Annotated in this window: 27 protein-coding genes; all 27 read left to right on the top strand. The window is 55.2% G+C overall.

The genetic code is table 11. The features are described 5' to 3' along the window. Nucleotides 1-66 precede the first annotated feature (66 nt). Nucleotides 67-291, top strand: coding sequence for a class II holin family protein (locus tag ABIE02_RS01265; protein ID WP_336994678.1), 225 nt, complete (start codon nucleotides 67-69; stop codon nucleotides 289-291). Then, nucleotides 269-763, top strand: a complete 495-nt coding sequence (locus tag ABIE02_RS01260) for a lysozyme (protein ID WP_336994677.1) — start codon at nucleotides 269-271, stop codon at nucleotides 761-763. Before ABIE02_RS01265 ends, ABIE02_RS01260 begins: the two co-directional genes overlap by 23 nt. Next, nucleotides 760-1,224: a lysis protein gene (locus ABIE02_RS01255; RefSeq protein ID WP_336994676.1), complete on the top strand. Its 465-nt coding sequence runs from the start codon at nucleotides 760-762 to the stop codon at nucleotides 1,222-1,224. Before ABIE02_RS01260 ends, ABIE02_RS01255 begins: the two co-directional genes overlap by 4 nt. 45 nt (nucleotides 1,225-1,269) lie before the next feature. Beyond that, nucleotides 1,270-1,500 (top strand): hypothetical protein, encoded by a 231-nt coding sequence (locus tag ABIE02_RS01250; protein WP_336994675.1) that lies wholly within the window; start codon nucleotides 1,270-1,272, stop codon nucleotides 1,498-1,500. Nucleotides 1,501-1,946: 446 nt separating this feature from the next. Next, complete coding sequence (locus tag ABIE02_RS01245; RefSeq protein ID WP_336994674.1) at nucleotides 1,947-2,174, top strand: hypothetical protein; 228 nt, start codon at nucleotides 1,947-1,949, stop codon at nucleotides 2,172-2,174. 429 nt (nucleotides 2,175-2,603) lie between these two features. Next, nucleotides 2,604-2,777 (top strand): GnsA/GnsB family addiction module toxin, encoded by a 174-nt coding sequence (locus tag ABIE02_RS01240; protein ID WP_336994749.1) that lies wholly within the window; start codon nucleotides 2,604-2,606, stop codon nucleotides 2,775-2,777. 103 nt (nucleotides 2,778-2,880) lie between these two features. After that, nucleotides 2,881-3,876 (top strand): terminase small subunit, encoded by a 996-nt coding sequence (locus ABIE02_RS01235; protein ID WP_336994673.1) that lies wholly within the window; start codon nucleotides 2,881-2,883, stop codon nucleotides 3,874-3,876. Continuing rightward, entirely contained in the window at nucleotides 3,854-5,158 is a 1,305-nt protein-coding gene (locus tag ABIE02_RS01230; RefSeq protein ID WP_126508590.1) for a terminase large subunit domain-containing protein, read from the top strand. Before ABIE02_RS01235 ends, ABIE02_RS01230 begins: the two co-directional genes overlap by 23 nt. 4 nt (nucleotides 5,159-5,162) lie before the next feature. Beyond that, nucleotides 5,163-6,566, top strand: coding sequence for a DUF4055 domain-containing protein (locus tag ABIE02_RS01225; protein ID WP_336994672.1), 1,404 nt, complete (start codon nucleotides 5,163-5,165; stop codon nucleotides 6,564-6,566). Nucleotide 6,567: 1 nt separating this feature from the next. Continuing rightward, nucleotides 6,568-7,671, top strand: coding sequence for a phage minor head protein (locus ABIE02_RS01220; protein ID WP_336994671.1), 1,104 nt, complete (start codon nucleotides 6,568-6,570; stop codon nucleotides 7,669-7,671). 125 nt (nucleotides 7,672-7,796) lie between these two features. Further along, on the top strand, nucleotides 7,797-8,549 hold the full coding sequence (locus tag ABIE02_RS01215) for a DUF6651 domain-containing protein (protein ID WP_336994670.1): 753 nt from the start codon (nucleotides 7,797-7,799) through the stop codon (nucleotides 8,547-8,549). Between the two features lie 16 nt (nucleotides 8,550-8,565). Next, nucleotides 8,566-9,702: a P22 phage major capsid protein family protein gene (locus tag ABIE02_RS01210; RefSeq protein ID WP_336994669.1), complete on the top strand. Its 1,137-nt coding sequence runs from the start codon at nucleotides 8,566-8,568 to the stop codon at nucleotides 9,700-9,702. 39 nt (nucleotides 9,703-9,741) lie between these two features. Continuing rightward, nucleotides 9,742-9,999: a hypothetical protein gene (locus ABIE02_RS01205; protein WP_429211175.1), complete on the top strand. Its 258-nt coding sequence runs from the start codon at nucleotides 9,742-9,744 to the stop codon at nucleotides 9,997-9,999. 2 nt (nucleotides 10,000-10,001) lie between these two features. Next, complete coding sequence (locus ABIE02_RS01200; protein ID WP_336994667.1) at nucleotides 10,002-10,484, top strand: DnaT-like ssDNA-binding protein; 483 nt, start codon at nucleotides 10,002-10,004, stop codon at nucleotides 10,482-10,484. 1 nt (nucleotide 10,485) lies between these two features. Beyond that, nucleotides 10,486-10,839 (top strand): hypothetical protein, encoded by a 354-nt coding sequence (locus ABIE02_RS01195; protein ID WP_336994666.1) that lies wholly within the window; start codon nucleotides 10,486-10,488, stop codon nucleotides 10,837-10,839. Nucleotides 10,840-10,841: 2 nt separating this feature from the next. Continuing rightward, nucleotides 10,842-11,441, top strand: coding sequence for a hypothetical protein (locus ABIE02_RS01190; RefSeq protein WP_336994665.1), 600 nt, complete (start codon nucleotides 10,842-10,844; stop codon nucleotides 11,439-11,441). After that, entirely contained in the window at nucleotides 11,431-11,880 is a 450-nt protein-coding gene (locus ABIE02_RS01185; RefSeq protein WP_336994664.1) for a phage tail terminator-like protein, read from the top strand. The genes ABIE02_RS01190 and ABIE02_RS01185 overlap by 11 nt, the downstream gene beginning before the upstream one ends. A 46-nt stretch (nucleotides 11,881-11,926) precedes the next feature. Then, nucleotides 11,927-12,859 (top strand): phage tail tube protein, encoded by a 933-nt coding sequence (locus tag ABIE02_RS01180; protein WP_336994663.1) that lies wholly within the window; start codon nucleotides 11,927-11,929, stop codon nucleotides 12,857-12,859. Nucleotides 12,860-12,923: 64 nt separating this feature from the next. After that, nucleotides 12,924-13,262 carry a phage tail assembly chaperone gene (locus tag ABIE02_RS01175; RefSeq protein ID WP_336994662.1) on the top strand — a complete coding sequence of 113 codons (339 nt, stop codon included), beginning with the start codon at nucleotides 12,924-12,926 and terminating at the stop codon, nucleotides 13,260-13,262. Nucleotides 13,263-13,279: 17 nt separating this feature from the next. After that, nucleotides 13,280-13,567, top strand: coding sequence for a DUF1799 domain-containing protein (locus ABIE02_RS01170; RefSeq protein WP_336994661.1), 288 nt, complete (start codon nucleotides 13,280-13,282; stop codon nucleotides 13,565-13,567). Beyond that, nucleotides 13,567-16,614 carry a phage tail tape measure protein gene (locus ABIE02_RS01165; protein WP_336994660.1) on the top strand — a complete coding sequence of 1,016 codons (3,048 nt, stop codon included), beginning with the start codon at nucleotides 13,567-13,569 and terminating at the stop codon, nucleotides 16,612-16,614. The genes ABIE02_RS01170 and ABIE02_RS01165 overlap by 1 nt, the downstream gene beginning before the upstream one ends. Before the next feature lie 101 nt (nucleotides 16,615-16,715). Further along, nucleotides 16,716-17,198 (top strand): hypothetical protein, encoded by a 483-nt coding sequence (locus ABIE02_RS01160; RefSeq protein ID WP_336994659.1) that lies wholly within the window; start codon nucleotides 16,716-16,718, stop codon nucleotides 17,196-17,198. 79 nt (nucleotides 17,199-17,277) lie between these two features. Next, nucleotides 17,278-17,607 (top strand): hypothetical protein, encoded by a 330-nt coding sequence (locus tag ABIE02_RS01155; protein WP_317519046.1) that lies wholly within the window; start codon nucleotides 17,278-17,280, stop codon nucleotides 17,605-17,607. 57 nt (nucleotides 17,608-17,664) lie between these two features. Further along, nucleotides 17,665-18,015, top strand: a complete 351-nt coding sequence (locus ABIE02_RS01150; RefSeq protein WP_336994658.1) for a phage tail protein — start codon at nucleotides 17,665-17,667, stop codon at nucleotides 18,013-18,015. Nucleotides 18,016-18,023: 8 nt separating this feature from the next. Next, entirely contained in the window at nucleotides 18,024-18,797 is a 774-nt protein-coding gene (locus ABIE02_RS01145) for a phage minor tail protein L (protein ID WP_336994657.1), read from the top strand. Nucleotides 18,798-18,809: 12 nt separating this feature from the next. Continuing rightward, on the top strand, nucleotides 18,810-19,541 hold the full coding sequence (locus ABIE02_RS01140; protein WP_336994656.1) for a C40 family peptidase: 732 nt from the start codon (nucleotides 18,810-18,812) through the stop codon (nucleotides 19,539-19,541). Further along, a complete protein-coding gene (locus tag ABIE02_RS01135) occupies nucleotides 19,529-20,122 on the top strand; it encodes a tail assembly protein (protein ID WP_336994655.1) in 594 nt (197 codons plus the stop codon). The genes ABIE02_RS01140 and ABIE02_RS01135 overlap by 13 nt, the downstream gene beginning before the upstream one ends. Nucleotides 20,123-20,136 lie beyond the last annotated feature (14 nt).

Raw genomic sequence — 20,136 nt, 5'->3', positions numbered from 1 at the left:
TTAATTCATCCGGAGAGCCTGAACCTTTTACACTGCACAGCACCCCGGACCCATCGGAGGTGAGAGATGTTACGCATGGATAAATTAACCACCGGCGCAGCTTACGGCGCCTCTGCGGGGAGTGTGTTGAACGGCATTCTTAACGCATACAGCCCTGAGCAGTGGAACGCCATCGGCGTGCTGGTGGGCATAGTTGTCGCTGTTCTTACGTACCTGACAAATTTGTACTTCAAAATCCGCGAAAGTAATCGCCGCGACAGGAGCCAGAATGGACCCGACGCTGAAAAGTAAGCTCGTGAAGGCCATCCTAGGCGGATCGGGCGCAATAACCATTGCCGCTGTCATGCTGGGTAATGCTGACGGGCTGGAAGGGCGGCGGTATTACGCATATCAGGATGTCGTTGGAGTCTGGACTGTATGTGATGGACATACCGGCGCAGACGTTCGACGCGGTCACCGTTACACCGACAAAGAGTGCGATGCCCTGCTGCAATCCGATCTGGGTAAGGTGGCAAAGGCTATTGACCTGCTAATCAAGGTCCGCATCCCTGAGCCTACCCGGGCAGCGCTTTACTCGTTTACCTACAACGTGGGCGCTGGCGCGTTTAGTCACTCCACGCTGCTGAAAAAACTGAATGCTGGCGATGTTCCGGGCGCGTGCAAAGAGCTGCAGCGCTGGACGTACGCCGGTGATAAGCAGTGGAAGGGCCTCATCACCCGGCGGGAGATTGAGCGTGAAGTCTGCATGTGGGGTAAGTCATGAAGATCCACTACCGGATAATTATTTTCGCGCTCGCGGTGAGCGTGCTGGGCGGCATCATCTGGTCTGCAAGCCACTATCACGATAAGTATCAGACGGAACGGTTGCGCGCTGATGCTGCTGAGCAGAGTCTTGTTCTGGCGAATACCACAATCACCGACATGCAAACACGTCAGCGAGATGTTGCCGCACTCGATGCCAAGTACACAGGAGAACTCGCAGATGCGAAAAAGCAGCTGGATGATCTGCAGCGTTGCGTTAGCACTGGCAAATGTGGGTTGCGCATCAACGCCAAGTGCCCCGCGAACGGAGCGCCCAGCACCACCAGCATGGATGATGGCAGCAGCCCCCGACTTACTGACTCCGCTGAACGGGATTATTTCACCCTCAGAGAGCGGATCGAAACCGCCACAAAGCAACTAGCCGGACTGCAGCAGTACGTCAGAGAGCAATGTCTAAGGTAATTCAGTCTACATTTAAAGTCTGACAACTTTGAACGGGGTGGAATTTTGCTAAACGATAAAGAAAAGCTTCTTCAACAGACGTTACTGGTAGTCCTATCCCTTAATGAGGATGCAGGCCTGAGCCTAGATGGAGTCGTGAATGATGTACGGCGGGTAATGAATAAGGGCGGGAAGTACAACCATTACTGCCCTGATGGCGCTGAAGAAATATGTGGCATCGTTAAAAAAGCAGTAGAAGAGGTTAAAGCTAAACGCAAAGGCACTGATGTTCAATAACTATATAATGGCGCATTTGCGAGTGCGCCTAACGATGAATCCTCCGACAAGATAACCATTAGCCATTTCAAAGCTCACCGGCTATGAGCTTTGAAATGGTATCTCTGAAGTTTCGTTATAAGTAGTGGATTACACTTTGATTCCAGCTTTAGTGCGCTCATATATCTTATAGAACGATACAAACATAACTAAATCTTTTTTAGATGTGTCGATTTTTTTTTTACATATAGACTCAATCCATCCTGTATAGATTATCAATCTTGCAGGTGTATTGGGTGCCGTTTAGTTATGACTCTATCCAGTGGCCCCGGAGCATGGCGGAGTGAATGGCATGCAATACTTACAGAGGCCACACAATAGAGTGGCCTATCCTAAACATTTGCGGTTATCTGAAGTCAAAGCGATATCTGCCTTAAACAGACGCAAGACGGGATTAAGGCAAATTCATGAAAAAAGTACTGGTTTTCTTCAATTCGCAGCAGGTCGAGGTCGCAAATGTACTTAAGCCTGTAACATCAATTGTTCGAAGCTACCCAAACGGTGATGAAGTCTCCCTAAAAATAATGCTTACCGGAATTCATTCACTGACAGGGGATCATGTCGAGATTTGTGTTGCTTCTGACCGAGAACTTACTCAGGAAGAAGTTTCAAACGCAGTGAAAAAGTATCTGTGAATGGAGTGCCATCAACGCCCGGGCATAGCTACTGGCATTTCGATGATTGAGCGCTTTTTCATGTCCATGCTGGAAACAAACTTTGGTGAATCCCCCTAAGCGGAGGGGCTAATTAACCGATGGCTCTTCTACACTGGCGCTCATCGTGAACGACTGAAGCAGCGAGTCACGGGTGGTTATCCCAACGACTCTCCGGGAGGCACCCGGCACCATATGCCCAAAGCCCTTGCAGTGATGCAGGGGCTTTTTTTTCACAGACCAACCTATCAGGGTTTCCATCCAACGAGGAAAGCAAGGGTTTGGTAGGTGTATGCAGCGACAAGAACATTATTAGTATATAATTTATAAACACTTATAGTAGAGGATAGTATTTCAACAACTATCACCTTGCTGGAGAATAGGAATATGAGTAAACCAGAAGAGGCCCAAATGAAAGTTGATGTCCTTACACAAAAGGCCGAGGAAGAAATTTCCGCTTTGATCACAAAAAAAATTTCAGAGTTAAGAAAAAAAACAGGAAAAGAAGTCTCTGACATTCAGTTTGTTGCTCGTGAAGCGATGACAGGTCTGGAAGGTTATGACGTGAAAATTAAACTTCTATAATCATATCTTCAAAGAAGGGGTTGCTAAGGCGGCCCTTTTATTGCCATCACAAAGGCCACCTCAGGGTGGCTTTTTTAATGGCTATAACAAAAGGAATATGACCATGGTAAAACCGGACTGGGGCGTGCTTCAGCAACGGTTCCTGTCCGACCATGCCGTAACCGGCGTATCACCAAAGGAGTGGTGTGAAGCGCAGGGACTGAATTATGCAACCGCACGCCGACACATCAAAAAGCCTACTGCGCAAACTGCGCAAAAAACTGCGCAGAAGAAAGTGCGCACTGCGCAAAAGGAAAAGTGCGCAGTTGAGCTGGTGGATGATGATGGCTTGACGGCCCAGCAAAGACTTTTCGTCGCAGAATACCTGAAGGATCGCAATGCCACACAGGCAGCTATTCGGGCGGGGTACAGTACAAAGACCGCGGATCAGATAGGTCATCAGCTACTTAAGAAAACTTCAGTTGCACAGGCGATCGAGCGTCAGCAGAAAGCGTCCATTGAGCGCACTCTCGGCAGTGCCGATGAAGTCCTCTCCCAGATGTGGCAACTCGCCACCTTCGATGCAAACCAGCTTTCACAGTATCGTCGCGGTGCCTGCCGTTATTGCTGGGGCTTCGGTCATCAATATCAGTGGCGCGATATGGTGGAGTTTGAAGAGAAGAGGCTGGAAGCAACAGAACGCGATAAGCGTGAGCCAGTCGATGTGGGTGGTTATGGCTACGACCACAACCGGGAGCCTAACCCTGATTGTCCACGCTGCAATGGCGATGGAATAGGGCAGCCATACTTCGCGGATACCCGGAAACTTCCTCCTGATGCTGCCCTGGCTTATTCCGGCGTGAAGCTGGGTAAGAATGGCGTTGAGATAACAGCCATAAGCCGCGAGCGCATGTATGAAGCCGTGATGAAGCGGCTTGGCCTGGCCGATAGCGAGTTTGCGCAGCGTCTGCAGCAGATTGAAATTGAGCGCCGGCAACTGGAGATAGAAAAACTCCGCAAAGAGCTGGCAGCCGATCCTGATGATGATGTTCCTGCACCAGTTGCAATCAACATTAACGTGGTAGACGCGAGGGTTCGTGATGATAGCGCCGACGCTTAACGTTCCCCAGGCGCGTTTTCTCGCAATGCCGCATAAGTTTAAGGCCTACGTTGCCGGGTTCGGTTCCGGTAAGACGTGGGTTGGCTGCGGCGGCATCTGCAAGGGGATGTGGGAGTTCCCCAAAATCAACCAGGGCTACTTCGCGCCGACCTATCCGCAGATCCGTGACATCTTCTATCCGACAGTGGAAGAGGTGGCTTTCGACTGGGGCATGAACGTCAAAATCAACGAGGGGAACAAAGAGGTTCACTTCTACGCCGGGCGTCAGTACCGCGGAACGACTATCTGCCGTTCGATGGAGAAGCCAGGCTCTATTGTCGGCTTCAAAATCGGCAACGCGATGGTTGATGAACTGGACGTTATGGCTGCCGCAAAAGCGCAGCAGGCATGGCGAAAAATCATCGCTCGTATGCGCTACAAGGTTGACGGCCTGCGTAACGGCATCGATGTGACCACCACGCCAGAGGGCTTTAAGTTCGTCTACCAGCAGTTTGTTAAAGCTGTGCGCGATAAGCCTGAACTGGCGACGCTGTATGGCCTGATACAGGCCTCAACGTTCGATAATGAAGCGAACCTTCCCCACGATTACATCCCTTCGCTGATGGACTCCTATCCGCCAGAACTGATTAAGGCGTATTTGCGCGGGAAATTCACCAACCTGACCAGCGGCACCATCTATCACCAGTTCGATCGCCAGCTTAACGGCTGTACTGATGAGGAGCAGGCAGGCGAACCACTGTATATCGGCATGGACTTTAACGTTGGCAAGATGGCAGCCATCGTCCATGTGCTGCGTGACGGAGAACCGAGAGCTGTACGGGAGCTGGTGAAGGTTTATGACACGCCAGCGATGATTAAGCGCATCCAGGAGGAGTTCTGGCGCTATGAGGGCGGACGTTACGTCGCCTCTCGTCAGATTTACATCTATCCCGATGCTTCCGGCGATTCGCGCAAATCGAACAACGCCAGCGCCACGGATATCGCGCAGCTCAAACAGGCCGGGTTCAGCGTGGTGGTGAACGCCGCCAACCCGCCCGTGAAGGATCGCATTAACTCCGTGAACGCCATGTTCTGCAACGGCAACGGAGAGCGCCGCTACAAAGTTAACGTGACCCGTTGCCCGGTATACACCGACAGCCTGGAACAGCAGGTATGGGCGGCGAATGGCGAGCCGGATAAATCCGCTGATAACGATCACCCCAATGATGCTGGTGGTTACTACATCGTGAAGCAATTCCCGATCATCAAACCAACTGGCAAAGTCACCAAACTACGGATGTAAGACCATGCCTGATATTTCAACACCCAATCTGGACTATGGGAACATGGTGCAGGCGTGGGACATTAACGACGCTTTGATGGGCGGTACGCTGTACATGCGCCAGCTGGGTGATGCCTATCTGCCGCGCTGGCCGAAGGAAGACAAAGAGGATTACAAAAAGCGCCTGGCAGTAGCCACGCTTCTCCCTGCCTACGAAGAGACGATCAACCAGAACGTCGGGCGTGTGTTCGCTGAGCCAATCCAGTTGGGCGAAAACGTGCCGGACCAGTTGCGTGAGTTCGCAAAAGACGTGGACCTTGAAGGCACCCGCCTGGATGTATGGGCGCAGTCGTTCTTCAGCCTGGCGATGCAGTATGGCCTCTCCCATGCGCTGGTGGACTACCCCCGCGTTGACCGCGAACAGGTGAAGACCAAGGCGGATGAGAAGGCCACCGGTGCACGCCCGTACGTCACCATGCTGAATCCCCGCCAGGTGATCGGCTGGAAGTCGAAGATGACTGGCGGCAAGGTCGTGCTCACGTCGCTGCGCATCAAAGAGGTGGTGGTCGAAGACGGTGACGACTTCGGGCAGACGAAAGTCGAACAGATCCGCCTCCTGACGCCGGGAAAGGTCGAAATCTATCGAAAGACCGCTGGTGGTCAGGGTGAATCAAACTGGCAAAAGCATGAAGAGTGGGCAACCTCCCGTCGAGATATCACCCTGGTCACGCTCTACACCAAGCGCACCGGCTTCATGTGCGGTTCACCGCCGCTGCTCAACATGGCGCTGCTGAACGTCAAGCACTGGCAGAGCCAGAGCGAGCAGGACAACATCCTCCACGTCGCCCGGGTGCCGATCCTCACCGTGTTCGGGCTGGAGCAGGGAGAAGAGCTGACGATCGGCTCCTCTTCCGCGACTTCTTTCACTGATAGGCAGACGCAAGGCCTCGAGTACGTTGAGCACACCGGTTCCTCTATCGGCGCTGGCAAAGAGTCGCTGGCTGAACTGGTGGAGCAGATGCGCCAGGCTGGCGCGAAGCTGCTGCGCACCGACAATACCTCGACGAAGTCCGTAGACCAGACCTCTGAAGAGAAAATGCAGGAGCAGTCCCCGCTCTACACCATGGCGACCAGCCTGGAGGATGCGATCGACAACATCCTGCAAATCATGGCCGAGTACATCGGTGAGAAAGAGGGCGGCAACGTTGATGTCCGTACTGAGCTGGATGTTGAGTCGAATGAGTTCAACCCTCCGGCAGCGCTGGCTATTCAGTCCCTGCGCCAGGGTGGTGACCTCCGTCGTATTGATGCCATTAAAGCCCTGCAGAAGCTCAACCTGATTGATGCTGATGCCGACCCTGAGAAAGTCCTTGATGAGTTGCTGGCAGAATCAGCCTCGTTGAACGAACCGTCACCGGGCGAGGTGTAATATGGCCCGCTCCGTCAACGACCGCCTGCAGGATGAGACGATAGCGCATGGCCTGTATGTGACGCGCTACGGCACTGGCATCGCCCGGCGCATGGTGGCGCTGCTGAACAAACTGGATGCAGAGCTGGCAGCGAAACTGCTGGTGCTTCTGGACGGCAAACGGGCGGATACCTACAGCGCCCGTCGCCTGGCATCGCTGCTGGCTGGTGTGCGTGAACTTAATCAGCAGGCCTACGAACCGGTTAACGCGGCGCTGGCACGCGAACTGACGCGCTACGTTGAATATGAGGCCGGGTATCAACTGGACCTGTTCAGCAGCATCATCCCGCAGCAGATCCTGAAACACGTTCCGCTGCAGAGCATTGCACCCGAGCAGGTCTACGCCGCAGCAGCAGCGCAGCCATTCCAGGGGAGATTGCTGAAGGAGTGGGGCCAGAATCTTGAAGCCGACCGGCTGGACAAAATCACCAATGCCGTGCGCTCCGGTTTCCTCCAGGGCGAAACGGTAGAGCAGATTGTCCGGCGCGTTGCCGGCACGCCAAAACTTAACCGTGAAGATGGGGTGATCAACGCATCCCGGCGTGACCTGGCGGTGGTGACCCGCACCGCAGTGAATCATATGGCCGCTACGGCGCGGCAGGAGTTTGCCCAGGCCAACAGCGATATCGTCAAGGCCAAGCAGTGGTCATCCACGCTGGATACGCATACCAGCCAGTGGTGCATCATCCGCGACCGCAAGCTCTACACCCTCGACGGCAAGCCGCTGGGGCATGTGGTGCCGTATCTGCGTGGCCCCGGCAAAATTCACTTCTGCTGCCGCTCCGGTGAAATCCTGATCACGAAGTCGTGGGAAGAACTAAAGATTCCCCGTGATGAGCTGAGCAGCGCCACGCGCGCCTCGATGGACGGGCAGGTACCAGCGCATACCAGCTATGCCGACTGGCTCGCCCGGCAGCCATACGCGCGACAGGAGCAGGTGCTGGGTGTAACCCGGGCGCAGATGCTGCGTGACGGCAAAATCACGGTACCCGAGATGTTTAACGACCGCGGGGAGTTCCTGACTCTGGACGAACTGCGCCGCGTGGATGCGTCGGCGTTTGAATAACACAACCCTAATCAACATCAAGGCTGCCTCCGGGCAGCTTTTTTTATGCCTGCCGCTGAGCGGATGCGACGCGGTGACCGGGTCGGATGACCCATAACCAATGGCCGGAAGGCTGGAGCAAAACAATGAAACTCAAACTCGATGCTAACGGAAATGTGGTTGTTGAAAACGGTATGCCTGTGTACGTCCATGATGACGGCAAGGAGTTCCCGTTCGATGCAGCCGCAGCGATGACCAAAATCACTTCCCTGAACGGTGAGGCCAAAACCCACCGCGAAGCGAAGGAGGCGGCGGAAGCCAGCCTCGCGAAATTCGCTGGCATCTCCGACCCGACTAAGGCGCTTGAGGCCCTGGAAATGATGACCAAAATCGACCAGAAGAAACTGATCGACGCTGGCGCCGTTGACCAGGTGAAGGCCGAGATCACCAAGGTATTCCAGCAGCAGCTGGACGAAGCGAACGGTAAAACCAAACAGCTCGAAACCCAGCTCTACGACGAGATGATCGGCGGCCGCTTCGGTGGTTCGAAATTTATCTCCGAGAAGATGGCGATCCCGGCTGAGTTCGTGCGTTCCCACTTCGGCCAGAACTTCAAAATCGAAGACGGCAAGGTCGTGGCCTACGACGGGCAGGGCAACAAGGTGTTCTCCCGTACCAAGCCCGGCGAGCTGGCTGACTTCGATGAAGCGCTGGAATCCCTGGTCGAGTTGCATCCGCAGAAAGACTACATCCTCAAAGCGTCCGGCAACAGCGGCGGCGGCTCTCACCAGTCGCAGCATCAGGCCGGGCAGAAAACCATGAAACGCGCTGCTTTCGACGCCTTACCGCCAGTTGAACAACAAACGGTAATTGGCGGCGGCACGAGCATCGTTGATTAACCGAAAGGAAACCTGCATGTCCAACACCCTCACTGGCCTCATCCCAACCATCTTCACCGCCCTGAATCGCGTATCCCGCGAGCAGGTGGGCTTTATCCCGGCGGTGGCCCGTAACGCCAAAGCCGATGCCGCGGCTAAAGACCAAACCGTGACCGCACCGGTCGCACCAAAAACCACCACCGTTGATATCACTCCGGCGGCAACCGCGCCAAACGACGGTGATCAGAACATCGGTACCGTGGACGTCAAAATCACCAAATCCAAAATGGCCCCGGTCAAATGGAATGGTGAAGAGCAGCTTGCCATCGGGCCGTCAGGCACCTATGACATTGTCCTGGCTGACCAGTTCTCTCAGGCATTCCGCGCACTGAGCAACGAAATGGACGCTGACCTGGCCGCGCTGTACTACAAATCCTCTCGTGCTGTCAGTGCGCCGAAAGATACGCCGTTCAGTGTGAAAGATGACCTGTCCGACGCGGCGAACGCCCGCCAGGTGCTGACTGATAACGGTGCGCCCACCACTGACCTGCGCATGGTGCTGGGCGGTGAAGCCATGGCATCCATCCGCGGTAAACAGTCCGTACTGTTCAAGGCGAACGAAGCCGGTACCGATCAGCTGCTGCGCGAAGGCATTATTGGTCGTGTGATGGGCTTTAACCTGCACGAATCCGCCAACATCAAGCGCACCGCGAAAAGCACTGCGGCGGGCTATAAGGTCAACGGCGCGAAGAAAGAGGGCGACATCATTGTTGCTATCTCTGCTGGCACTGGCGGTATTGCTGCCGGGACCGCAGTGAAGTTCGATGGCGATGACAACCAGTACATGGTGGTCGCGGCAACCTCTTCCACTATCACCATCGGCGCGCCGGGCCTGCGTAAGGATCTGGCGGACCAGGCAACTGTCACTGTGCTGAGTGAGTTCGCGCCTAACATGGCGTTTGACCGTAACGCCTTCCTGCTGGCGTGTCGAACCCCGGCCATGCCAAAAGGCGGCGATACCGCTGACGACGTGATGAACGTAACCGATCCGATCTCTGGTATCACCTTCCAGATCGCGTTGTACCGCCAGTACCGCCAGGTGCGTTATGAGGTTGGTGTGGCGTGGGGTGTGGCAGCTGTTCAGCCTGAACATTCTGTCATCATCATGGGTTAACCCAGGGGGCTTCGGCCCCTTTGTTATTCAGGAGGCCCGATGGCCGGATTGACCAAAGAGCAGCGCGCACAGCGTGAGGCTGAAAAGCTTGCCGCGCAGAATGGCGCTGAACAAACTCCTGCCCAGCAGGACCAGCAGCAGGACCAGCAGCAGGACCAGCAGCAGGACCAGGCCAGCATTGATCTGGTGGTGATGGTGCGTGATACACCAGAATTTCCCGGTGGCCCATTGAGCGCTGAGGTTCACCCTGACGAGGTGGATAACTGGCTGGCGCTGGACTGGCGTCTGGAGGAATAACCATGCTGGTTGCCGATCCCCATTCGCCTGACTTCAACAGCTACGCCAGCGTTATTGACCTGCGCACGTTCGCGGCGGGACGCGGATATGCCGTTCCTGCGGATGATGGCGAATGTAGCCAGATGCTGATGCAGGCAATGGACTATCTGGAAAGCAAGACATGGCGCGGGCAGCGCTCCAGTGCATCACAGCCGCTATCGTGGCCGCGCGCGGGCGTGCGCTTCGACGGCGTTGACCTGCAAGATGACACCATCCCACAGCGCCTGGTTGATGCCCAGTGCCGCCTGGCTCTCGAATCGCAGGAGATTGACCTCACGCCTTCGGTTGCTGGTGGTGGTGCGGTAACGATGGAGCGCGTAGAGGGTGCAGTCACGGTCCAGTACGAACCAGGCACGAATAAGGCTGCACCGTCATTCCCCTGGTTTTATTCCTCGCTGCGCGGGCTGGTGGTGGGTGGCAATCAGATCCGCATCGAAAGGGGGTGATATGCCAGTCGACTACCGACGCATGCGAAACACCGCAACGCGACTGCTGACTGAGAACGGGAAGACCTATCCGCTTACCCGCGGTGGCGGCACTACCCGCGATCAGTTCGGCAAAGAGATCACCACGCCTACAATAACCGCCACAGTTACGGGTGTTATTACTGAGTATTCCGCCCGCGAAATTGATGGTTCTCTGATCGCCACTGGTGATAAGAAACTGGCGGCCACAGCCGAAACGGAAGTGCGTATTGACGACCGCATCGAGATCGGCGGCAAAGCATGGCGGGTGGTGCAGCCTAATCCGGTTAAGCCTGCCGATGTACTCATCTCCTACAACATTCAGTTAAGGGTGTGACTATGGCCAGCTCTGTTAATCAGCCGTTCCTGGCTGCCATTCAGTTATTTGTGGATAGTTCGAAGCAGGAGATGGATCAGGTAGTGCGCCGGACGGGCATTAAAATCCTCGCTCAACTGGTTGATATGTCCCCGGTGGGCCAGCCGGATATCTGGCAGGTCAACCAGACCGCGACGGCGTACAACACTGCGGTGCGGGAGCATAACGCGGCCCTTCGCGATGACCCTGCCAACCTGACCAAATCGGGACGGCTTAAGCGTGGTCTGCGCGTAAATGACTCGATGGACATCAAAAAGCCTGAGGGCTATGTCGGCGGGCGCTTCAAAAACAACTGGTATGTGGGTTTCGACAGCCAGCCTACTCAGTCCAACGATACACCGGACGCTTCCGGCCAGGGTTCAAACTCCCGTGGCATGGCGGTGCTCGAGGTGTTCAGGGTGGGCCAGGTCAGCTCGATTTACTTCACCAATAATCTGCCTTATGCGGCGGCGCTTGAGAACGGGCACTCTGGTCAGGCGCCCGGCGGCATGGTGGGTATCACTGCGCTGGATGCCGCGCAAATGTTCCGTGAGGCAATGAGCGAGGTGCGCAATGGCCAGTGACCAGTCAGTGCGTATCGCTGGCCTGCTTGAGAGTCATGTTGCGGTTATCTGCTCGTCGCTTGGCCTGCCGGTGGCCTGGCCGAACATCGCGTTCGCTCCCCCGGATAATGCGCCATACGGGCGCGTTTACATCATACCTGCTCAGACCGTTGGGCAGGATCTGGAAGGCCAGCTGCGTACGTACCAGGGCATTCTCCAGCTCAACATCATTGCGCCAGCAGGCAGCGGCGTGACGCAGGCCAGGGGACTGGCAACGTCGGTCGCAGATGCCTTCCCCGAAGGATTGCCGCTGGTGGATGGGGATTTGACGGTTTACATCAACGGGCCACCACAGGTACGTCCACCTGTACAGGATCGCCCTACATCAGCACCAAACGGCAGTAGCGGCTCCATCACTTATACCACTCCCGTCAGCATGCAGTACCGCGCTGATTACTGACCCGCCATCCGGCGGGTTTTTTATTCCCTCAATTCAGGAGAATGCAATGGCATTCGCAATCCCTAACGGGTCACGTGTGAACGTGGCCAAGGCCTATCTTGCGCCGATTGTCTTCACAGCAGCCTCCAACGCGACGGAATGCGAACTGACCGTTGCCTCCGCTGCCGGGATCCTTGCGGGCGATGTCGTCCAGGTAAGCTCTGGCTGGCTCAAACTCGATAACATGGTGCTGCGCGTTAAATCGGTGACCGGCACCAAAATTGTGCTGGAAGCGTTTGATACCACCGATACCAAGAAATTCCCGGCGGGCACCGGCGCAGGCACACTGCGCAAAATCGACTCGTGGATCACCATGCCTCAGGTCATGACGCTCTCTACCGAAGGCGGCGACCAGCAGACCATCAGTGTCCAGTTCCTGGAAGATGATAAGGCCCGTACCATCCCGACGTTTAAAAACGCCGTGGTTCAGGTCTATACGTTCGCCCACGACCCGCAGCTGGCGATTTACAAGCGCCTCATCGACCTGGACGACTCCAGCGACACCACGGCGGTCTGGTTCCACAACCCTCGCGGGAAAGCGGATCGTTACTACTCTGCCAAAGTGTCGTTCCAGCGCGTGCCACGTACCGAAATCAACGCCGTGGAAAGCAACGAAGCGCGCATGAACTTCGAATCGGATATGCAGATTTACCCGATCGCCGACTCATCTGCTATGCCGCTGGCCTTCCTGACTGACCTGCCGGCAACCAAATCGGTCTCTACTGGCTCGGCGCTGGATCTGGCGGTGGTCATGCAGGGCGGTTCCGCGCCTTACACCTACGTGTGGAAGAAAGGCGGTACCCCTATCCCGGCCAAAACGGCCTCGACGTTCAACATCCCGTCTGTGGCATCCGGCGATGCTGGCTCTTACACCTGCGAAGTCACCGACGCCGCGGGCAAGACCATTACCTCTGGCGCGTGTGTCGTCACGGTCAGCTAACCACTCTGGCCCGGTTCGCCGGGCTTTTTTACGGCCCCATCCTGCACTTTTCTAAGGAACCGAAATGACCCAATTCTCCCTGATCCCAAACCCGACCTTTCCCGCCACTGCCAGCATTCCGCGCGCCGGTGCTGAAGACGGCAAGCTGACCTTTACCTTCCGCCATAAGACGCTCGAAGAGCTGTACGCCATGGATGAGAAGCTGCGCAAAGGTGCCGAAGGCAAAAAGTCCCTTATCGAGCCACAGGCCGACTACCTGATGGCGATCGTTGACGGCTGGGCACTGCCTGACGAGTTCAACCGCGATAACGTGATCGTTCTACTGCAGAACTACCCGCGCGCGTTCGACAACATCGGCCTGGCCTATACCAAAGAGCTGATGGGTGTACGAGAAAAAAACTGAGGCAGGTCGCCGCAGCGTTGTACACACCGGGACCGACTCTCGCGGAGTTAGCCGCTTTTGGTTTGACGCCTGAGGACGTGCAGGAAGAGGTGGGGATCCTGCCGTCGGTATGGAAATCCTTCACCATATTCTCTGCACTTGCGACTCAATGGCGTGTTGGCGCGGGCGGGGCGACCGGCCTTGATTACAACGTTCTCCCTTGGGTGTTTAAGTTACACGGGGTTGAGGATGCGGCGGCCTGCATGGCTGACCTTCAGATTATGGAAAGCGAGGCTCTCAAAGTAATGCACAAGGAGACGAAATAATGACAGACCAGATCGCCTCGATTACTTTGCGGGCCGATGTTTCTGACCTGAAAACTGCCAGCAATGAGCTGGATAAACTCGGTGAAGCCGCGGCTGGTGCCGTCGGCAAAGCTGATGACCTTAACAGCGTTTTCCGCGCTGGTGCTGAGTCTGCAAAGCAGGGCAGCGAGGGCATCAAGGAGCAACAGGCTGCGCTGAAAGGCCTGCTTGAGAATATCGATCCGGTAAACAAAGCGCTGAACCGGCTGGACGAACAGCAGGCCGCGCTGCGTAACTTCCAGACCAAAGGCTTTCTGGATACCGATGATTTTCAGCACTACAACAAAATCCTGGACGATACCCGGCTTAAGCTGACGGATACCGGCGAAGCAGCTGCGCGTGCCCAGGCAGAACTCGCGGCCACCCAGGCGGCAGAGAAGCAATCAGCCGCACTAAAGAACCTGCTGGGGTCAATCGACCCGACGATCCGCGCATTCAACTCGCTGGACGAGCAGCATGCGCAGCTGGTAGCACACTTCGAAGCGGGGCGCATTAACGGCACCCAGTTCGAGCATTTCAACACCATCCTCAACCAGACCCGTGAACGGCTCTCTGGCGTGGCTGACGTGCTGCCTGAGGCGCTATCCCGGCAGGAGGCCGCAGCACGACGCGCCGGTATCTCTGTGGGTCAGTACAGCGCAGCAATGCGCACACTACCGGCACAGTTCACCGATATCGCCACGCAGCTGGCTGGTGGGCAGTCTCCGTTCCTGATCCTGCTCCAGCAGGGCGGGCAGATTAAAGACCAGTTTGGCGGGGTCCAGGGGGCACTCACTGGCGTCGGCGAATACATCCGCAGCATGGCTGGGATGATTAACCCAACCACGATTGCGCTGGCCGGGCTGGTCGGCACCATCGGTCTGCTGGCCGCTGCTGCATATAGTTCGTCTCAACAGTTCGATCAGGTGGCGCGCTCGGTCATCATGATGGGGGGAGCTGGCTTCGCCTCAATGCAGCAGCTTAACCAGGCCGCTGAGGAGGTGGCAGGCAAGACGAATTCATCCATCAGTTCCACCGTGGATACGCTGGTTACGCTGAACGATACTGGCAAATATACCGCCAGCCAGATGAAACAAATTGCCACTTCCATCACCCTCATGGGCAAGGCTGGAAGCGACACCAAAGCGGCGATGTCCGACTTCGGCAAAATTGTCAGCGATCCGATAAAAGGGCTGGCCAGCCTGAACGAACAATATGGCTTTGTCGATGAAGCCATGATGAAGCACATCATCCAGCTGCGTAAGCAGAAAGGTGAGCAGGCGGCGGTTACCGAAGCTATTGAGTTGTTCGCAGGCGTAATGGCAAAGCGCGCTGAGGAGACCAATAAAGCGACCGATAATATCGGTCAGACGTGGGAAAGCCTCAAGAAGAGCGCTTCTGATACCTTTGGTGACATCGGTATAACAGTACGCGCCTGGGGAAACCAGATAATCGATATTTTCGAACTGGTTAAGTCCTCCATCAAAGATCTCTTCCTCAATATCACCTTACTGGATGCCAAATTCACCGGCACTTTAGCTGGCTGGGCTGAGAAAATACCTGGCGGTGGGGCAATTACGGACTTCCTCGGCATGGATGTCGAGGCCATGAAAAAGGCTGGGGCAGAAGCTGACAAAGAGATCGCGGCGAACAAAAAACGCTACGCCGAACTCTGGAAGCGAGTCACTGCGCCTAACGCACAGGCAAGCTATGAAGCCGAAGCGCGAGGGTCCAAGGTAAAAGGCGAGGGGGGATCCAGTCGCGAATCGAGAGACGCAGTCTCGAAGCTTGCAGAAGACTCCGCGAAAAAGGCCAAAGAGGCAAGAGCTATGCTGGATGCTGGCGATCGCACCCTGGAAAACTACCGCGCTCAGGCCAGAACCCTAACGGAAACGCTCGAAACGCTGCGTCAAACGGGAGATATTCACGCCAAAAATACCGAGTTCAGCAAACAGCAATCCCATTTTGCCGAGCTGGACGAGGCTGCTAAGTCTCGCGCTCTGAGCGCACAGGAGAAATCTCTTCTATCGAACCGTGAGGCCATCCTCAACGCCGCCAAAGTTGTGGATCAGAAAAATAAGGAAGTCGAGGCCCAGCAGAAGATTAACGGGCTGGCGCAGCAGGCAAACAAATACGTCACCCAGATGGCTGAAAAAACCGATGCATTGCGTGATAGCGCCGGGTTAAGTAGTCGTCAAACGCAGCGCCTGATGGAGGAAGCGCAGCTTCGACAGGGATGGCTGAATGGCGGCGGCAAGCTTGAAGATGCTGGTTATGAAAAAGAGCTGGCAGCGCTTCGGAATTATTATGCTGAAGAGGATAAGCTGCGCGGTGATTGGAAAGCTGGTGCTGTAAGCGGCTGGAATGAGTATCTGGACGCTGCCACTAATACTTACGATGCCGTGAAAAACGTTGCCAATTCCACGCTAACAGGTCTGAGCGACATGCTTACCGAACTTATGACAACCGGCAAAGCATCGGTTAAAGAGTTCGGCAAGTCGATGCTTAAGATGATCCTGGATGTGACGAACCGCCTCATGATTGCCTATGCAGTGCAGGCCGCTATGGGGTGGATTAGTGGTGGCTCTGGGGCTTCGGCTGGGGGCGGACAATCATTCGCTGTTACATCATTCACCCCGAATGCAAAAGGCGGAGTCTATGAGTCTCCGGGCCTGAGTAAGTACGTGAATGGCGTCTATGATACACCTCAATACTTCGCGTTCCAGGGAGCCTCGAAGTTTGCCAAGGGCGGTGTCTTTGCTGAGGCCGGTGCTGAGGCGATTATGCCGCTAACGCGTGATTCCGCAGGCCGACTTGGTGTCAGGGCGCAGGGGGGAGGTGGTGCTCAGCCGCAGGTCAACATAGATATTTATGTCGATAATAAGGGCAATGCATCATCAAACACATCTGGAGACGGAGGCGCTGCAGCGCGGGCGTTAGGGAAGGAAATAGAAATTAAGGTGACGGAGATCCTTATGAGGGCAGCTCGAAGTGATGGCCTTCTTGGTAGGCAGTTCCAGTCCAAATAGGCATCGTCTTAAATTCTGAGATGGCAATATCACCCGTACCTGGTTACACCGATGCCTGCCCTGGTTATTATGCTCAAAACCATACTAATCAGGGGATGATAATGAAAAAGGTCTTCACGACTGTGGTGTTAGCAATGGCTCTTTCTGCGTGCGCTGGTAATGGTCCAGGCAATAACGTGCAAAAACAAGCCAAGTATAATGAGCTGTCAAAATGCGATCTGGACCTAGAGTTTCCCTCTCAGACGCCAAAAAATAAAAGGGAATTTGCTGAGTATCTTTCAACTCAGGCACGTAACGCATCTGCGGATCAGTTCGTAATTCAAAAGCGGATAGAAATCCTGCAAATGGTTGGGTGGAATGATTCTGTTGCCGATGCAATAGCGACATGTGGTGCTAACAGGAAAAACAAACGGAAAGAGAATGCGTCCAACGTGTTTGAGGCTGTAAAGGCAGGCACAACGGGCGCTGATGAGAAGCATGGACTTATTAGTGCTTATAGCGCTTGGGAGGCTTTCATTACAAGTCAGACTCCTCTAGCTAAACAGGACTTTGATTCAAAGGTTAGTTATTACAAAAACATGTGATTTATCAAATTGATATGATAACTTAATTGGGTTATGTCGAAAACGCATGAGTTATAAACAGAATGCCAAGGGGAGTTAGATGAATAAAGACAAAGTATTTTGTTTTATATTTGGTGTGATCGTATCTCTCATTTTTGGAGTTGCTGGGAGTTACGCCGGTTATCTTAAGTTTTCTACGAAAATTGCAGTGCCAAAAACCATATGTATCTTTAATGCAAACAATTTTGCTTTGGAAGAGGCTGAACGAGTCCAAAATGAGGCTCTGGGGGTATCTCAAAAACCAGCAAGTGATGGTAAAGAGCCACTAAGACAGTTTCAGCAATGCCAAGAGAAAATCGATCCCAAAATTAGTGATGTAGAGTTCGCTAAAAATATGTATAAAGAAATGCAAGTAAATCACGTTAAATGATTCGCATATTTAAATAGTTATAAGCCCGCTTCGGCGGGTTTTTTTTATGGAGCAAACATGGCAGTCGAAACCTACAGCTGGCGCTCGCAGCTCGGCGCTGGCCCTGTTGAATATAGCCAGACAGTGCGTGCTGCGCAGTTTGGCGATGGCTATGAACAGGTTGCCGAGAACGGCATCAACTCCACCGCGATCCAGGTGCCGATGAAACATTCCGGCACTGAGGCGGAGGTAAACGCGATCCGCGACTTTCTGCTGGCTCACACCGTTAAGGCCTTCATCATTACGCCGCCGGGTGAAGAGAAGGGGCTGTACCGCGTTATCGCCGACTCTGTTCGCAAAAACCAGATCAACAGCAAATTCGCAGAGCTGACGTTCACCATTAAGCGCGCCTATGGCGTATTTGCCTGAGGTAGAACATGACAGCACTGATTGATACAGCGGCGAAGCTGGCACCAGGTGGCAGGGTCCGCCTGGTCGAAGTGGATGCCTCAGAGTTCAGCGGCGGGATCCACCGCTTTCACTACAGTCCGTTTCCCCATACGCCTGCCGAGATTGACGCGGCGAACGGCGACGAGGCCAGGCTTGGGCCGAAGCCTATCATCTGGGATGGCAACGCCTACGAGTTCTGGCCTTTCCAGATTACCGACCTGGCGCTTTCAACGGATCAGGCCGCCGAGCCGAAGCTCAGCGTGTCTAACCTCGACGGCCATATCACTGCGCTGTGTCTCCAGTTTAAAGACATGGTGAATGCAAAGGTGAGCATCATCGACACCTATGCGGTTTACCTTGATGCGGTGAACTTCCCGGGCGGAGTGAATCCGACAGCAGATCCGACGATGTTCTCCCTGCAGACCTTCTGGCTGGACACCAAAATTTCTGAAGATGACGAGACGGTGTCCTGGTCGCTCAGCAGCCCGGCTGACCTGCAGAATCTGGTTATACCCACCCGGCAGATCACCTCGCTCTGCGAATGGGCACTGCGCGGACAATATCGCAGCGGTGACGGCTGCACCTACAACGGCACGGCATATTTCGATGCGAAGGGCAATGCGGTAGCTGACCCGGCGTTTGATGTATGCGGAGGTTGCCTCAGTGACTGCCGCAAGCGTTTCGGCGCCGGGCTGGCAGAACCGAACACTGCCGTTCTTGATTTCGGCGGCTACCCGGCGACAGTTCTCTTCACCCGATAACCGGATATACCCATGAATAAAACCATTATGACGGCGATCCGGGCGCATGCGCTGGAGGAATCCCCACGCGAGTGCTGCGGCTTCGTCATTCAGTCAGGACGGCGCCAGCGCTATATCCCGGTGCCGAACAGCCATGAAAATCCGACAGAGCATTTCCGAATTGACGGCGAACACTGGGCGAACGCCGAGGACGCCGGGACCATTGTCCGCGTCATTCACTCCCACCCGGGCGATGGCGCACGGCCTATCCCCTCTGACCTTGATCGCCAGCAGTGCAATAACTCTGGTGTGGTCTGGGGCATTTACGCGCCGGACTGCGATGAATACGCCGAGATCACCCCTGATGCGATCCCGCTGATTGGCCGCCCGTTCCTCCTTGGCTCGCACGACTGCTGGGGGCTGGTCATGGACTGGCACGCCACCCAGGGCGTCACGCTGAACGATTTCCGCGTGGATTATCCGTGGTGGGAAAGCCAGTACCCGGACAACCTCTATTTCGATAACTGGGAACGTGAGGGGTTTGTCGAATGCGACCCCGCGCCCGGGTGCATGGTCATCATGCAGGTCGAGTCGGACAAGTGGAACCACGCGGGGATCATCACCGAAGAGGGCGAACTGCTACACCACCTGTACGGCCAGCCATCCTGCATCACGCCTTATGCCCGTGGATATTTTAAAGACCGGACGATGATCTGCGTTCGGCACAAAGACCTGCCGCAGGAGATTAAACCATGGCGCGCTTAACCACGATTCGATTGTATGGCGCGCTGGGTGCCCGGTTTGGCCGCGTTCACCGGCTGGCGGTGCAGACGTCTGCGGAAGCGGTAAAGGCGCTGTGCATCAACCTGGACGGGCTGGAAAGCTTTCTCATGAATGCTAAAAAAAACGGCATGACCTTCGCGGTGTTTCGTGGCAAACGCAACATCGGCGAACAGGATTTCAAGGAGCTGGGTGGTGACAGTGATATCCGCATCGCGCCTGTGCTGGAAGGGGCGAAAAAGGCAGGTTTATTCCAGACGATCCTTGGCGCAGTGATGGTGGTGGCGGGCATCGTGGTGTCTGGCCTCTCTGCTGGCTGGGCCAGTCCGGTCGGTGGTGCCATGATTTCTGCTGGTATCGGCATGGCTGCAGGCGGTATCTACCAGATGCTCTCGCCGCAGCCCAAAGGCCTTCAGGGGCGTGATGACCCGGACAATAAACCCAGCTATGCCTTCGGCGGCGCAGTGAACACCCTGGCGATGGGCAACCCGGTCGCGCTGTTCTATGGCGAGCGCGAAATTGGCGGTGCCATAATCAGTGCGGGGATCGTGGCCGAGGACATCTGAGAATTTCTTACTCT

Origin of the sequence: Leclercia sp. 1548, assembly GCF_050435045.1 — a bacterium.
GTDB classification, from domain to species: domain Bacteria; phylum Pseudomonadota; class Gammaproteobacteria; order Enterobacterales; family Enterobacteriaceae; genus Enterobacter; species Enterobacter adecarboxylatus.
The sequence above is the reverse complement of the archived record's forward strand: the minus strand, read 5'-3'. Positions and strand labels throughout refer to the sequence as shown.

Bases quoted from the DNA above. Each gene is read 5' to 3' on its own strand.
- ABIE02_RS01265 (WP_336994678.1), top strand. From the start codon at position 67: ATGTTACGCATGGATAAATTAACCACCGGCGCAGCTTACGGCGCCTCT.
- ABIE02_RS01260 (WP_336994677.1), top strand. From the start codon at position 269: ATGGACCCGACGCTGAAAAGTAAGCTCGTGAAGGCCATCCTAGGCGGA.
- ABIE02_RS01255 (WP_336994676.1), top strand. From the start codon at position 760: ATGAAGATCCACTACCGGATAATTATTTTCGCGCTCGCGGTGAGCGTG.
- ABIE02_RS01245 (WP_336994674.1), top strand. From the start codon at position 1,947: ATGAAAAAAGTACTGGTTTTCTTCAATTCGCAGCAGGTCGAGGTCGCA.
- ABIE02_RS01240 (WP_336994749.1), top strand. From the start codon at position 2,604: ATGAAAGTTGATGTCCTTACACAAAAGGCCGAGGAAGAAATTTCCGCT.
- ABIE02_RS01235 (WP_336994673.1), top strand. From the start codon at position 2,881: ATGGTAAAACCGGACTGGGGCGTGCTTCAGCAACGGTTCCTGTCCGAC.
- ABIE02_RS01225 (WP_336994672.1), top strand. From the start codon at position 5,163: ATGCCTGATATTTCAACACCCAATCTGGACTATGGGAACATGGTGCAG.
- ABIE02_RS01220 (WP_336994671.1), top strand. From the start codon at position 6,568: ATGGCCCGCTCCGTCAACGACCGCCTGCAGGATGAGACGATAGCGCAT.
- ABIE02_RS01215 (WP_336994670.1), top strand. From the start codon at position 7,797: ATGAAACTCAAACTCGATGCTAACGGAAATGTGGTTGTTGAAAACGGT.
- ABIE02_RS01210 (WP_336994669.1), top strand. From the start codon at position 8,566: ATGTCCAACACCCTCACTGGCCTCATCCCAACCATCTTCACCGCCCTG.
- ABIE02_RS01205 (WP_429211175.1), top strand. From the start codon at position 9,742: ATGGCCGGATTGACCAAAGAGCAGCGCGCACAGCGTGAGGCTGAAAAG.
- ABIE02_RS01200 (WP_336994667.1), top strand. From the start codon at position 10,002: ATGCTGGTTGCCGATCCCCATTCGCCTGACTTCAACAGCTACGCCAGC.
- ABIE02_RS01195 (WP_336994666.1), top strand. From the start codon at position 10,486: ATGCCAGTCGACTACCGACGCATGCGAAACACCGCAACGCGACTGCTG.
- ABIE02_RS01190 (WP_336994665.1), top strand. From the start codon at position 10,842: ATGGCCAGCTCTGTTAATCAGCCGTTCCTGGCTGCCATTCAGTTATTT.
- ABIE02_RS01185 (WP_336994664.1), top strand. From the start codon at position 11,431: ATGGCCAGTGACCAGTCAGTGCGTATCGCTGGCCTGCTTGAGAGTCAT.
- ABIE02_RS01180 (WP_336994663.1), top strand. From the start codon at position 11,927: ATGGCATTCGCAATCCCTAACGGGTCACGTGTGAACGTGGCCAAGGCC.
- ABIE02_RS01175 (WP_336994662.1), top strand. From the start codon at position 12,924: ATGACCCAATTCTCCCTGATCCCAAACCCGACCTTTCCCGCCACTGCC.
- ABIE02_RS01165 (WP_336994660.1), top strand. From the start codon at position 13,567: ATGACAGACCAGATCGCCTCGATTACTTTGCGGGCCGATGTTTCTGAC.
- ABIE02_RS01160 (WP_336994659.1), top strand. From the start codon at position 16,716: ATGAAAAAGGTCTTCACGACTGTGGTGTTAGCAATGGCTCTTTCTGCG.
- ABIE02_RS01155 (WP_317519046.1), top strand. From the start codon at position 17,278: ATGAATAAAGACAAAGTATTTTGTTTTATATTTGGTGTGATCGTATCT.
- ABIE02_RS01150 (WP_336994658.1), top strand. From the start codon at position 17,665: ATGGCAGTCGAAACCTACAGCTGGCGCTCGCAGCTCGGCGCTGGCCCT.
- ABIE02_RS01145 (WP_336994657.1), top strand. From the start codon at position 18,024: ATGACAGCACTGATTGATACAGCGGCGAAGCTGGCACCAGGTGGCAGG.
- ABIE02_RS01140 (WP_336994656.1), top strand. From the start codon at position 18,810: ATGAATAAAACCATTATGACGGCGATCCGGGCGCATGCGCTGGAGGAA.
- ABIE02_RS01135 (WP_336994655.1), top strand. From the start codon at position 19,529: ATGGCGCGCTTAACCACGATTCGATTGTATGGCGCGCTGGGTGCCCGG.